The 12,430-nt window shown below is 63.7% G+C and carries 12 protein-coding genes and 1 pseudogene; 7 read left to right on the forward strand and 6 right to left on the reverse strand.

Annotated features, from left to right (window positions below; translation table 11 throughout):
* Positions 1 to 64: 64 nt before the first annotated feature.
* Positions 65 to 1,432, reverse strand: coding sequence for an SLC13 family permease (locus H289_RS0108525; protein ID WP_029104962.1), 1,368 nt, complete (start codon positions 1,430 to 1,432; stop codon positions 65 to 67).
* A 195-nt stretch (positions 1,433 to 1,627) separates the two neighbouring features.
* On the opposite strand from H289_RS0108525, the gene H289_RS0108530 reads away from it, so the two are divergent.
* On the forward strand, positions 1,628 to 2,545 hold the full coding sequence (locus H289_RS0108530; RefSeq protein ID WP_020100356.1) for a LysR family transcriptional regulator: 918 nt from the start codon (positions 1,628 to 1,630) through the stop codon (positions 2,543 to 2,545).
* A 20-nt stretch (positions 2,546 to 2,565) separates the two neighbouring features.
* On the opposite strand, the gene H289_RS0108535 is transcribed toward H289_RS0108530, so the two are convergent.
* A complete protein-coding gene (locus H289_RS0108535; RefSeq protein ID WP_020100357.1) occupies positions 2,566 to 3,453 on the reverse strand; it encodes an NmrA/HSCARG family protein in 888 nt (295 codons plus the stop codon).
* A 98-nt stretch (positions 3,454 to 3,551) separates the two neighbouring features.
* Here H289_RS0108535 and H289_RS0108540 point away from each other — a divergent pair, with 98 nt between their 5' ends.
* From H289_RS0108540 to H289_RS33605, 3 genes are all read left to right on the forward strand, one after another.
* Positions 3,552 to 4,133, forward strand: coding sequence for a TetR/AcrR family transcriptional regulator (locus H289_RS0108540; protein WP_029104964.1), 582 nt, complete (start codon positions 3,552 to 3,554; stop codon positions 4,131 to 4,133).
* Between the two features lie 84 nt (positions 4,134 to 4,217).
* Complete coding sequence (locus H289_RS0108545; protein ID WP_020100359.1) at positions 4,218 to 5,324, forward strand: IMP dehydrogenase; 1,107 nt, start codon at positions 4,218 to 4,220, stop codon at positions 5,322 to 5,324.
* Between the two features lie 286 nt (positions 5,325 to 5,610).
* Positions 5,611 to 6,021 carry a hypothetical protein gene (locus tag H289_RS33605; RefSeq protein ID WP_353583284.1) on the forward strand — a complete coding sequence of 137 codons (411 nt, stop codon included), beginning with the start codon at positions 5,611 to 5,613 and terminating at the stop codon, positions 6,019 to 6,021.
* Positions 6,022 to 6,590: 569 nt separating this feature from the next.
* Here the strand turns inward: H289_RS33605 and H289_RS0108550 are convergent.
* Together H289_RS0108550 and H289_RS0108555 are read right to left on the reverse strand one after the other, a co-directional pair.
* A complete protein-coding gene (locus tag H289_RS0108550; protein WP_029104965.1) occupies positions 6,591 to 7,142 on the reverse strand; it encodes a YaeQ family protein in 552 nt (183 codons plus the stop codon).
* A gap of 109 nt (positions 7,143 to 7,251) precedes the next feature.
* Positions 7,252 to 8,082 (reverse strand): helix-turn-helix transcriptional regulator, encoded by an 831-nt coding sequence (locus H289_RS0108555; protein WP_029104966.1) that lies wholly within the window; start codon positions 8,080 to 8,082, stop codon positions 7,252 to 7,254.
* Positions 8,083 to 8,218: 136 nt separating this feature from the next.
* Between H289_RS0108555 and H289_RS0108560 the strand changes: the two genes are divergently transcribed.
* Positions 8,219 to 9,157: an SDR family oxidoreductase gene (locus H289_RS0108560; RefSeq protein WP_020100362.1), complete on the forward strand. Its 939-nt coding sequence runs from the start codon at positions 8,219 to 8,221 to the stop codon at positions 9,155 to 9,157.
* 38 nt (positions 9,158 to 9,195) lie between these two features.
* Here H289_RS0108560 and H289_RS0108565 read toward each other — a convergent pair whose 3' ends face one another.
* Positions 9,196 to 9,696, reverse strand: coding sequence for a DinB family protein (locus tag H289_RS0108565; RefSeq protein WP_029104967.1), 501 nt, complete (start codon positions 9,694 to 9,696; stop codon positions 9,196 to 9,198).
* A 294-nt stretch (positions 9,697 to 9,990) separates the two neighbouring features.
* Between H289_RS0108565 and H289_RS33975 the strand changes: the two are divergent.
* A pseudogene (locus tag H289_RS33975) lies at positions 9,991 to 10,524 on the forward strand (rhomboid-like protein); the annotation flags it as partial.
* Positions 10,525 to 10,788: 264 nt separating this feature from the next.
* On the opposite strand, the gene H289_RS33980 reads toward H289_RS33975, so the two are convergent.
* Positions 10,789 to 11,211, reverse strand: a complete 423-nt coding sequence (locus H289_RS33980) for a VOC family protein (protein WP_081633349.1) — start codon at positions 11,209 to 11,211, stop codon at positions 10,789 to 10,791.
* Positions 11,212 to 11,752: 541 nt separating this feature from the next.
* On the opposite strand from H289_RS33980, the gene H289_RS33615 reads away from it, so the two are divergent.
* A complete protein-coding gene (locus H289_RS33615) occupies positions 11,753 to 12,118 on the forward strand; it encodes a hypothetical protein (protein WP_225433733.1) in 366 nt (121 codons plus the stop codon).
* Positions 12,119 to 12,430 lie beyond the last annotated feature (312 nt).

The following is a 12,430-nucleotide window of genomic DNA, read 5'->3' on the forward strand; positions in this document are numbered from 1 at the left end:
TACGGGTGAAGGACAATCGCGAATCAGGCGACTGGGGTATAGCTCTGCTTAAGGCTCTGTGATGTCAGAGCAGCCCTGGGACGACCACCAGGATCAACCAGCACAGAGCGGGCGCGACCACGACGACGATGCCGGCGTTGAGCAGGAGTTGCCGGTAGAACCGCGGCCGAGCGATGCCCTGTGCGCTGGCCAGCACCAGCGCGCCGTTGGAGGAGAAGGGCGAGACGTCGACGACGGTGGCCGAGATCGCCAGTGCGGCAACAACTCCGACGACCGGAAGTGCCCCGGTGTGCAGCAGGGGCAGGGCCATGGGGATCACGGCGGTCATCAGTGCGGTTGAGGAGGCGAACGCAGAGGTGACGCCGATGACGTAGCAGAGGACCACGGCGACCAGGAGCGGCGCGCCGATCGTGATGGCCATCCCGGCGAGGTGGTCGATGGTGCCGACTTCCTGGAGGACCGAGATGTAGGTGATCATGCCGGCGACGAGCAGCACCGTCGACCAACTGATACCGGCGATGGCCTCGTTCTGCTTGGACAGGTCGGTGAACGCCAGGACCGCACCGGCCGCGATGGCGATGAAGCTGATCGGCAGGTGGAACACCAGAACCAGGACCAGGACCGTCCCGATGAGGGCCAGGGTGAGTTTCTGCACGCGGGTCACCGGTGTGGGCGAAGCGTCGATCAGGACGTCAGTCTGCACGGGTCGGGTGAGCAGCCCGGTGCCGCCACCAGTGGGCGTGTGAAGACCGGCCGAACTCGGACCGCCGGTCTCGACAGGTTCCTCGACGACGACAGACGCGGTGGCACTGAACTCCAGGTTGCGGGTTCGGGCCAGGGTGCCGTAGCCGACGATGGTGAGCACCGACAGCAGCAGGTTGACGCCGTAGCTGGCGAAGAACAGCGTCCAGGGGCTGATGCTCAGGCCATTGGATTCGACGATGTCGCAGACCAGCACACCGGACACCGAGATGGGGGAGAAGGCGCCGGCATGCGCGCCGTTGATCGTCAGGATGCCCATGACCAGCGGACTCATCTTGGTCCGCGCGGCGAAGGACATGGCCGCCGGAGAGATGAGAGCCACCGCGGCGGGGCTGAACGTCCCCAGCGCGGTCAGCGCCGAGGCGCAGAAGAAGAACACCCACGGCACCACGGTGACGCGACCGCGGACCGCCCGGATGCAGGCGTTGACCAGCAGGTCGATCGTGCCGTTCTTCTTGGCCATGCCGAAGAAGTACGTGACGCCGATGATCGTCAGGACGATCGAGCTGGGGAACGCGGCAAGGATCTTCTTGTCGTCGTATCCGAGCATGAAGACACCGACGCCAAACGCGCCGATGAAGCCGAGGATCCCCACGTTGATCGGGCAGAAGGTGGCGATGACGAACATCGCCACCAGCGCGATCAGGGGTAGTACTTCCACAGAGGTCATGACGTGCTCTCAGTTCCGGAGAATGTGGCGCATCCAGCGAGCTGCCGTGCCACGAAGGCAAAAACGGTGTTGTGCTCGGTGTCACACGCTGCATTGATGATTTCCCAGATCACGTTAAGAACGCCAGGAGTTAACGACAATGTCGAATCGATATAGTGTCCTTTAATTCTGCTTAACCCACCGAGATTGGCAGCCATGGACACCAACCGCATGTTCACCCTCCGGGAGGTGGCCGCCCACGGTTCCATCACCGCCGCCGCCGATGCCCTCGGCTACACCACGTCCGCGGTATCGCAGCAGATCGCGAAGCTGGAGAAGGAAGCCGCGCAACCGCTACTCGAGCGACATGCCCGGGGTGTGGTGCTGACCGAGGCGGGTCAGGCGGTGGTGCGCCACGCCGAACGGATCCTGGTCGAATTGCAGGCCGCCGACGCCGAGCTCGCTGAGATACGAGGGTTGCGCGCAGGCGGCCTGGCGATCGGCACTTTCCCGACTGCCGGTTCCTCGCTGTTGCCGTTGGTGGTCAAGGAGTTCAAGACTCGGCATCCGGGCGTGGACCTGACCGTCCTCAGCGGCCGGTTCTCCCGGTTGGTCGACGCGTTGCGCCGACGGGAGACCGAGTTGTCCTTGCTGTGGGACTACGAGTGGAACAGGATCGACGATCCGACCTTGACCTACCACCACCTGATGAACGACCCGACGATGTTGCTGGTGTCTGAGCATCACCGGCTCGCCGACCGGGACTCGATCAGTATCGGTGAACTGCGGGACGAAGCATGGGTGGTGCGCGCCGACGACCATCCGGTTGCTCAGACGCTCGAAAAGCTCTGCGAGAAGGGCGGATTCACACCACGCACCAGTGTTTTCGCCCACGATTACGGTGAAGTGCAGGCGATGGTGGCAGTGGAACTGGGTGTCGCAATCGCACCACGCTTGGCCGTGTTGAACCCACGACCCGACGTGCGCACGATCAAGCTGGCGACGCGGCCACCGCAGCGGCGCATCGTCATCGCCCACCTCGCCGAGCGACGGCTCAGCCCTGCGGCTCACGAGGCGATCGCGGTGAGCGCAGCGGCCGCCCGCAGACTGGAAGATGGCTTCGACCAACGGTGACGGGCGGGCGCTGCGGGCACTCATTGCTGGGACGGGAACGTCTCCGCATTGCGGTGGAGCCAGCCCTCGAATGTCTGCAATCGTGGATACAGCACACGCAGGCTCGCGATGTCAGCACGCCATACAGTATGTGGCTCAAGGAGTTTGGTGCTTCGGCCCTGAGCTGCAAGTTCCCCGCCCAGGGCCGCGGTCAGCGGGTATTGGTGGTACTGCACCGGTCGATGTAGTGCGGCCGAAAGAGCCGCCGCGATTTCCCGGAAGGTGAGCTGATCGCCGGCGAGTTCGATGCGGCGTCCGACGAATGCATCGGGATCTTCCAGTGCCAGTGCGGCGAACGCCCCGATGTCGTCAACCGCGATCAGTTGAACCGGAACGTCGGGTGGCACGAAGTTCCGAAGAGTGCCGTCCGGCTGGATGCCCACCGGACCGGCGCCGCGCACATTCTCCATGAACATCACCGGCAGCAAAACGGTGGTCGGCAGCCCGAGCTCGTGCAGGTACCGCTCGACCTGCCACTTGCTCTCCCAAGAGGGAACGCCGGTGTTCATTTCGGCTCCGGCCACCGACGCGTACACGAAGTGGCCGACGTCGGCGTCCTTGGCGGCATCGGCGATCGCGCGACCCTGTCGAACCTCGTCGTCGGCAGAGAAACCGGGTTGATGACCGCCGGCGGCTTGAACACTGAACACCGCGCGTGCCCCGGCTACCGCGCGGTCCAGGCTCGTTCGATCGTCGAGTTCACCGGCGACAAGCTCCGCGCCTGCGGCAGCCAAGGCCTGTGCCGCGGCGCCGGCAGGATCGCGCGTCAGCGCGCGGACTCGCCACCCATTGGCGAGCAGATGGCGCGCCGCGGCGCCGCCTTGCTGTCCGGTCGCACCCACCACCAACGCAACATCTTTGGCGACCATTCGCTGCCACCTCTCGGTATAGTCGAAGCATCCACGCGGAGCACCGCTCCGAATGAGGTTACGGAGCAGTGCTCCGCAGCGCAACAACAGGAGATGACTTGACGGGCGAACCGCGGCCGAGTCCACGTAGCGACGAGCGTCGCCGCACCCACGAGCGCCTGCTGCAAGCGGCGCGCAGTTCCTTCAAGGAGCAGGGGGTCGAGGTATCTCTACGCGAGGTGGCCCGTTTGGCAGGAGTGGGCATCGGCACGCTCTACCGGCACTTTCCGACTCGCGAGGCTCTGCTTGAAGTGTTGCTGGGCGACCACTTTCGCGAGTTGCGGGAGGAGGCCGCGCGACTGAAGGGCACGCTGCCCGCCGATGAGGCCCTGGGGAAGTGGTTGAGGTCATTCGCGCTCGGTGCCGCTCAAGTCCAGGGTCTGCCGGCGTCGGTGGTGGCGTCGTTGCACGATGAGACATCCCAGCTACACGCGGAGTGTGAAGCGATGCGTGCAGCCGGAGCTGATCTCTTGGCCGCCGCACAACAGGGCGGTGCCGTTCGTCGCGATGTCACGGCCACCGAGCTCTACGTCTTGGCCGCCGGTGTCGCCTGGTCGGCCAGCAATGTTCCAACCGATCCCGACCTAGGGGACCGGCTCATCGACGTCGTGCTGCGCGGCATCGGCGCCAACGCGCCGTGAGTGCCACCGAGCCAACCGACAGCAGAGCGGGGCAACTGGGGCGTGGCTGATTGATCTCCCATCCGCCATCGGTCAAGCTGCTCTATGGCACACATCGTCGAGGGCGTCTCCCGCACATTCAATGAGTTCTTGCTCCTGCCCAACAAAACATCGGCCGAATGCCGGGCTGATGATGTGCAACTCGCGTCACCCCTGGCACGTCACTTGGTCGGGGAGCAGTCACGACTTCAGCTACAGGTGCCGTTCACCTCGGCCATCATGCAGGCCGTCAGCTCACCGGAGTTGGCGATCGCACTGGCCCGTCACGGCGGGTTGAGTTTTCTGCATCACAATCGTCCAATTGCCGAGCAGGTCAAAGACATTCAGGCAGTAAAGGCGTACAACGCCGAGACGCGATTGCGGGTCGGTGCCGGAGTCAACACCCACGACTACCGCGAGCGGATTCCTGCGCTACTGGACGCCGGCGCCGATGCATTGTGCCTCGACTCCTCGGACGGCTATAGCGAGTGGCAGGCCCGCGCGCTGACCTGGGTGAAAACCGAGTATCCCGATGTGGTGATCGGAGCGGGGAATGTCGTTGACGGACAAGCATTTGAGTACCTGGCCGATGCGGGGGCCGACTTCGTCAAGATCGGTGTCGGGGGCGGGTCGATCTGTATCACGCGCGACCAGAAGGGTATTGGCCGCGGCCAAGCCAGTGCAGTACTCGACGTGGCGGCTGCCCGCGATACGTACGCTCGGCGCACCGGCCAGTACGTGCCGGTGTGCTCCGACGGCGGACTGCAGCGGGATTATCACGTGGCGCTCGCCTTGGCCATGGGCGCGGACTTCGTCATGATGGGTCGTTACTTCGCCCGGTTCGATCAGGCGCCCGGGGCGAAGGTGCCCACTGCCGACGGCTACGTCAAAGAATATTGGGGGGAAGGGTCCTACCGCGCCCGCAACTGGCAGCGCTACGAACAGCCCGGCGGCGGCCTCGCTTTCGAGGAAGGCGTCGACGGCTACGTACCCTACGCAGGCGACCTCAACGAGGGACTCGCAGTGACCATCGCCAAGATCAAGGCCACCATGACGTCCTGCGGCGCAGTCACGCTCCCACAATTCCACGACAACGCACGCCTGACCCTGGTCTCGAACCAGAGCTTCCAAGAGGCGCACGCCAGCGTCGACGTACGACCCTCGCTCAACTGACGACGGCATTGGCCCAGTTGTGCACCCAGTAGCCCACTGGCTGAAGTACACGGAATCCGCTGGGGCGCAAAGTAACACCAGCGTTGCATCGATGAGCGGTCGTCGGTCAGATACGAGAGTTGTTCGTAGAGGATTGGAATTCTCGATCTTGGGGAACAGACATACGACAGGTCGACAGGGAGGCGAACTACTCATGACATTGACAGCTGGCAAGACCATTCGCTCGACACCACGAGCACCTAGACGCAGGACTTCGGCGTGGATCGGCCTGGTCGCCGGCATCGTCATGCTTCCTGTCGCCACTGCATGTGGCTCTGACGACGGCGGCAACCCGACAAAGACGGATACGTCGACTACCACGACGACACCCACTACGAGCTTGACACCTGTCACGACGTCCCCGAGTCCTGCTCCGGGCGGGGCTACCGGCGGTGGTGGTCCAGCCGGAGGCGGTGGCTCTGTTCCTGGTGGACCGACCGGCAGCGGAGGTCCCGGTGGCGGCGGGGGGAGCATCCCCGGTGGACCCACCGGCAGCGGAGGCCCCGGAGGCGGCGGCGGGTCGATCCCGGGTGGACCGACCGGCGGCGGTGGGCCCGGAGGCGGCGGGGGCAGCATTCCCGGAGGCCCGTCCGGTGGCGGAGGTCCCGGTGGCGGCGGAGGTTGCGTGCCGGGTGTGGGCTGCGTGTCGGTTCCCTGACCCGAGCTCGGCGACGTCGTCTTTACTCGACGGCCGACCGAACCCCGTCCCCAGTGGATGGGGTTCGATCTCGTCGGGCGATCAACTGGTACAGGGGAGCGGCTGCGGCCTCTGCCCACACTCACCTGAGCCTGAACGTGGACTGCGGTTGATACGACCTAGCCGACTGGCGGTTGGGAGCCAGAGGGGCCATAGGGTCCGTTCTGACCATTTCCTCCACTGGAGGCGCCGCCACCAGGCTGCTCTGGTGGGGTAGCGATGACATTGGCGTTTCCCGGCTTCTCGCAGACGGTGGCATTACCTTCGCCCGCACACGGGGCATCCCCGCCGTCTGCGTACGCGCCCGGCGCCAGTACTACGGCGGCAGCCGCGCCCGCGATGGCGATCATCGACGTGATCGAAATGTTCAACAACATTGGGTCTCCTGTGGTGGCTGTAGATACTGCCGCAGGAGCCAACCCGATTGCCCCCGTGCTCTGGAGCGGTCGTGGCTCCGCGGCTTGCTCTTTGTGTTGGCTACCCGTGCCCAACTGACGACAAACGTTGTGACGACGGCCGTGCGGGGCCGCTCACTCCAATGGCTCGGGCGTGAAGGTGACGTCGACTCCGCCCACGGTCATCGTCACCTGGCCTTCGATCACCATCACCTGTGCGGCAACCCGTCGATCGACAGTCTGGGCCAATTGCTGCACCGGTCCGTGCGGTATCTGCACCACCGACAGGTTCGTCAGCCCCGCCACTTTGGGGCCGACGGAGCGCCACCAGGTGGCCACGCCGGCGGCGAAGGGGAAGAGCAGCACCTGATCCGCCTGGCTGGCCGCCTTGCTCAAGACCCGTTCGTCGGGCTGGCCGACGTTGATCCACTCCAGGATCCGGCCGGTGTAGTCGGCGAGCCGCAAGTCCGGTACGCCAGGCGTGGACAGGCCCGGCCCGAACGCCAACTCACCGTCGACGTCGCTGAGTCGGTGTGCGCGAAGCCCAAAAGCCAACAGCCGCACCACCATCCGCTCATCAGTTTCACTGGGATGACGGGCCACGGTCAGGGCGTGATCGGCGTAGTAACCGTGATCGACATCGGAGACGCCGAGTTCGACTTTGAACACTGTTGCAGAAAGGGCCACGTCATAGTGTCCACCCGGGTGGCGGCTCCCTTGTCGCCGGGCCGCGCTTGACTGGTCGGGAGTGATCTACCGCGGACCATTTAGGGTTGCTGCGATTGCATATTCAGATTCACGGCGCAGCAATCACCGACAACAACTGCAGTTTCTCGTAACTTTCGCTGCCTGGGACCGCGGTGTAGACCAACAGCATGTGCGCTTCCTCGGGGTCCAGCAGGATCTGACAGTTCAATTCGAGGGCGCCGACTTCCGGGTGTTGGTAGCGCTTGACATCTCGCGGTTTTATGCCGATCTCGTGTGCCCGCCACAGCGTGCAGAACTCGGCGCTCTGGGCAGACAGCAGCTCCGCGAGCCGGGCGGCCTTCGAATCCGGGCCGCGGCGACCGAGCACGCCGCGAAGCCCGGAAGCGTACATCCGCGAATAGAACTCGTGATCCTCGGACGGATAGAGGTCTCGGGATGTCGGGTCGGTAAACCACCGATAACCGATGCTTCTGGACGGTCCGCTGAATCGGCATAGATCACCTACGAGCGCGACGCCGAGCGGAGTCTGTCTCAGGGTCTCACCGAGCTCAGTGACAATCTCCGCCGGCGTATCGATGAGCCGGTCAAAGATGCGCAACATCCCGGGACTGATGTGCTCCATGTCCGATCCCCGCGCAGGCGGCTGGTGTCCGGCAAGGCGGAAGATGTGGTCGCGCTCGTCGCGTGAAAGATGGAGCCCCTGCGCGATCGAGGCGATCATCTGCTCCGAGGGATGCGGGCCGCGCTGCTGCTCCAAGCGTGCGTAGTAGTCGGTCGCCATGTGGCACAGCACGGCCACCTCCTCTCGCCGTAGCCCACTTGTCCGACGTCGACGCCCGCGGGGGAGTCCGACGTCCTCTGGTTGCAGTGCTGCGCGCCGTCGCAGGAGGAAGTCAGCCAATCCTGCTCGATCGATCATGTGGGCATCATCTCGTGGATATGGATCGCTATCCACGGATCGTCAGACCGTGGATATGCCCCGCTGGGCCGGGGAGCCTGGTTGATGCGTGCACCGGGGTGGTGGACAACGTTGGAATCAGTGGAGGAGTTCGCACATGCCACGCAGGCAGTACGACATCACGATGCCTGACCTTTCCGGAAAGCGAGCAGTCGTTACCGGCGCGAGCGGCGGCCTCGGGCTCGGCATCGCAACAAGGCTTGCCGGCGCGGGTGCCGAGGTGGTCATGCCAGTACGCAATCCTCGGAAAGGCGAAGCAGCAGTACACAAAATCCGCGAGCAGCACCCGCGAGCGAAGCTGTCGCTGGAAACGCTCGACCTATCCTCGCTGGAGTCGGTGGCCACGCCCAGCGAGAAACTCCGGGCAGACGGCGCACCCATTCACCTCCTCATCAACAACGCGGGCGTCATGACCCCGCCCAACCGGCAAATCACCGTTGACGGGTTCGAGCTGCAATTCGGTACCAACCACCTGGCGCATTTCGCACTTACAGGGCACCTGTTGCCGCTACTCAAGGCTGGCCGGGCCCGGGTGACCTCACAGACGAGCATCGCGGCGCGACGCGGCGCGATCAACTGGGAAGACTTGAACTGGGACGCCGAGTATGACGGCATGTCCGCCTACAGACAGTCGAAGATTGCCGTCGGACTATTCGGGCTCGAGCTCAGCCGGCGTAGCGACGCTGCGAATTGGGGCATTAGCAGCAACATTTCGCATCCTGGGGTCGCGCCGACGAGCCTACTCGCGGCACGGCCAGAGGTCGGACGCGCCGAGGACACCGTGGGCGTTCGAATGATCCGCTGGCTTTCCGCGCGCGGCATCATCGTGGGAACTGTCGCCAGCGCAGAGCTTCCCGCGCTCATGGCCGCGACCTCGGCCGAGGCAAATGACGTCGCGTTCTACGGCCCGCAGTGGCCCGGAAATCTCGGAGGACCTCCGGGTGTGGAGAAACTCTGGGCACCGCTCCGGAGTGCCCCCGACGCGTCACAGATCTGGTCTGTGTCGGAGAAGCTCACCGGCACCATCTTTCAATGAACAGTTCGTATCGCAATTTAGCGAGCCATGCTGGGTCATCAACGCTGCAGAGATTGTTCGAGCTGTTCGCGGAGGATGTCCCCGTGGCCAGCGTGACGCGCGAAGTCCTCGATCGCGAGCAAGTAGATGAATCGCAGATTGACCTCACCGATGTGTGGATGCGTCCTAGTCTCGTCCAGGTCGAATTCAGCGGTGATCGTGCGGGAACGACTGCTGACGGCTTCAAATTCGGTGATTACGTCGGCAAGGGTCTCCCTGTCGGCGACGGTGAAGCTGGCATCGCCTGCGGTGGTGCCACCGCCGCATTCGTCCAGGGATATTCCCCCCAGCAGGTGGTGAAACCAGATCCGTTCGGCGACGGCTGCATGTTTGAGCAATCCGATCGGCGTAGTCACTGACGAAACCAGCCGGGCGCGGGCGGCTTCTTCTGATAGGCCGCGCGCCGTGTTGATTAGCTCGGTGCGGTTGCGGTCGAGCATGCTGTCGAGCAGTCGGCGTTCAGTACCGGTAGTGGTTTGCGGTATCGACCATGTGGTCATTCTTGTCCTCGATTCCCTCATTGGCGTGGTGGAGACGTGGAATATTTTGTCTTGCTGGTGTTTTCGAGTGGTCTGACGTCTCGCAGTGGACGATCTCGCGGGGGAGAGAAGCACCCGCTTGAGCAACGGTGGGCCGTGCTCGGCGCCCAGACGAACTGGAGCGGCACTGGCAGAGCGCGCGTGGTCAGCCTTGCGCGGAGCGGACTTTCGCGGAATTTACCGTGGTTGCCTCACTGCCGTAATACTGCGTTGGCACGGTCGACATTCATGTCACGAGTGCTGTCGAGCCTGGCCATGGTGCGTTTCACTGCGACTTACGCTGTCGTGCTGCTAGTCGTCGCCGCTACTTTGGCGGTGGTGGGGCCGCAGGTACAGGGCCGTGTGATCGACCACTTGAGCACCAACCTACACAACCTGGCGCGTGGTCACCTGGACACCCTGATCGGCAGCGCCTTCGTCACCGCCGACAATGACATCTATGCCTGGCTGCCGGGGCTGGTATGCCTGCTGGCCCTGGGCGAATTGCTCTGGCGCGGAAAGGGCGTGGTCGTCGCGTTCACGCTTGGCCACATCGGGGCAACCTTGATCGTTGCCGCCGTGCTCGCCATCGCGATACTGGCGGGCTGGCTACCGCCCTCGATCGCTGACGCCAGTGACGTCGGCATCAGCTACGGCGCCGCTGCCATACTGGGCGCTCTAACCGCTGCAATGCCCGCCTGGTGGCGTCTACCTTGGGTCAGTTTCTGGCTTACCGACGCAGTCGTAGTCGCGACCGCTCCGGAGAGTTTCGACTTCAGCGCTGCGGGACATGTCATCGCCTTGACGTTGGGCATAGCGCTGTCCACCCGACTACGCGTGCCCACACGATGGACACCGCCGCGGCTGTTGCTACTGGCGGGCGGGGTGGCATTTGGCTACAGCGCCTTGATCGGGTTCGGGGCAAAGTGCACTCCGGCTATCGGATTCGCCGCAGCGCTGTTCGCGCTCGTAGCGCGCAGCGCCACCCGCTCTTCGACGGCGGACAAGCGCCAGCGTCTGTCGGTCTTAGTCAGACCTACACGCCAATCTCGTTGTACCGAGAAACGATTCGTCCTAGCGCGTCACGTTCCATGCCTTATGGACGAACTCCAACCGATTGCCGTCGACATCGGCGACGTTCGCCGCGTAGTAACCGGGTGCAAAGTAGGTGCGGTCGGCCGGCGGTCCCTCGTCGATGCCGCCGGCCCTGATGGCTGCAGCATAGGCGGCGTCAACGGCGTCGGTGCTGTCGCACACGATGCCGAGGTAGAGCCCCGTCTCGCCGCTGTGGCGCTGACGCAGCCAGATACTGGAGCCGACGCCCGTACCGGATACGTACGTGGCGTCGCCGATGCCAAAGAGATCGGGCACATTGACGGGACCTGACGACGCATCGTAATTCCCGAACATTCGCCATCCCAGCGGCTTGAGAGCTTCGGTGTAAAACGCCAATGCCGTGTCTATATCGGTGACCGAGATATAAACGTGGTCAATCATTTAGGACTCCCGACATCTGCTCAGCCAGACAGGTACTGCCGTCTGCGCTCACACACACGTGTCGTATATCGCCGGCATGCCGAACATCCTTGCACCAGCGACCGACAATGTCGGCAAGCCGCGTTCCCGGACGTCGATGGATACAGCGACCCGGTGATCGCCCGTACAGCCGGTTGCGGGTGAGGAGATCAGTTGAAGCGCCGCCGCTTACGCCTGGGGTTTACTGGTAACCCTGCATATTCGACTACTGCATATTCGACGTCGCAAGGAAAGCAAGTGAGGTGAGCCCCCTGTAGTGGTCCAGTTGATCAATACCCGTGTTGTTGGTCCACTGTTATGAGAGTTGGGGGGCAGAGTGATCATCAGGAGGTCACATGCCCCGTCGGTACTCCACATCGGTGCGTCGGCAAATCATTGCGCGGCTGAGGTCGGGTGAGCCGGTGGCGCCGTTTCGGTCGACACCGGGATTTGTCAGGCGACCCTGTTCCGGTGGAAACACCAAGCCCTAGTCGACGCCGGCGTCATCGACGGCATCCCGAGCGTGGAGGCCGACGAGCTCGCCGCGGCGCGTAAACGCATCGCGGCACTGGAGGCCGAGCTGGCCTTGACCAGAGATGCCTGTGAGTTGTTCAACGAGCAGGCGGTGGTGCCCCCAAAACGCCGCCGCGCGATCACTGAACAGTTGATCGCGCGAGGGCATTCAGCTCGATCTGCATGTCGGGTAACTGGATTGACGCGGTCCTTGCTGCAGTATCACCGGCGCCGCCCAGTTCCAGATCGTGAGGTTCGCCGGCTGATTGTTGCCGATACGATCACCTGTGGCTTCTTAAGTTCGATGTCCAGTTCTCAAGTGGAATGTCCACACGATGTCCAATTGGACATCAAAGTGAGACTTGCCGGCTCCTAGGACTAGTAAGGGTGGCGGTGTCCGTCTGACAAGCTTGGGTGGAACCCGCGTCGGATGGCCGAAACGATCCACGACACGGCCCGATCGCTGATTGATTGAGGTCTCGTTTCATCGTTAAGCAGCCGTCCGCCTGCTGAGAACAGATTCTTGTTTTCGCTTTTGGCGTCATGCGCAGTCAGGGAGCTGACTACGGTGCTCGCGATTAAATGCCCGCTGCGACCCGCTTGTCGAGCGGGTCGTCGGTGTCACTTTGCCGTGATTGGTCCGTTCCCGGCATGCTGCAAAGTGAGTGTCGCGGGTCCGGCCCGCGTC

This window comes from Mycobacterium sp. 360MFTsu5.1, assembly GCF_000383495.1.
Classification (GTDB): Bacteria; Actinomycetota; Actinomycetes; order Mycobacteriales; family Mycobacteriaceae; genus Mycobacterium; species Mycobacterium mucogenicum_B.

Bases quoted from the DNA above. Each gene is read 5' to 3' on its own strand.
- H289_RS0108545 (WP_020100359.1), top strand. From the start codon at position 4,218: ATGGCACACATCGTCGAGGGCGTCTCCCGCACATTCAATGAGTTCTTG.
- H289_RS0108560 (WP_020100362.1), top strand. From the start codon at position 8,219: ATGCCACGCAGGCAGTACGACATCACGATGCCTGACCTTTCCGGAAAG.
- H289_RS0108530 (WP_020100356.1), top strand. From the start codon at position 1,628: ATGGACACCAACCGCATGTTCACCCTCCGGGAGGTGGCCGCCCACGGT.
- H289_RS0108555 (WP_029104966.1), bottom strand. From the start codon at position 8,082: ATGATCGATCGAGCAGGATTGGCTGACTTCCTCCTGCGACGGCGCGCA.
- H289_RS0108565 (WP_029104967.1), bottom strand. From the start codon at position 9,696: ATGACCACATGGTCGATACCGCAAACCACTACCGGTACTGAACGCCGA.
- H289_RS33605 (WP_353583284.1), top strand. From the start codon at position 5,611: ATGCTTCCTGTCGCCACTGCATGTGGCTCTGACGACGGCGGCAACCCG.
- H289_RS0108535 (WP_020100357.1), bottom strand. From the start codon at position 3,453: ATGGTCGCCAAAGATGTTGCGTTGGTGGTGGGTGCGACCGGACAGCAA.
- H289_RS33980 (WP_081633349.1), bottom strand. From the start codon at position 11,211: ATGATTGACCACGTTTATATCTCGGTCACCGATATAGACACGGCATTG.
- H289_RS0108525 (WP_029104962.1), bottom strand. From the start codon at position 1,432: ATGACCTCTGTGGAAGTACTACCCCTGATCGCGCTGGTGGCGATGTTC.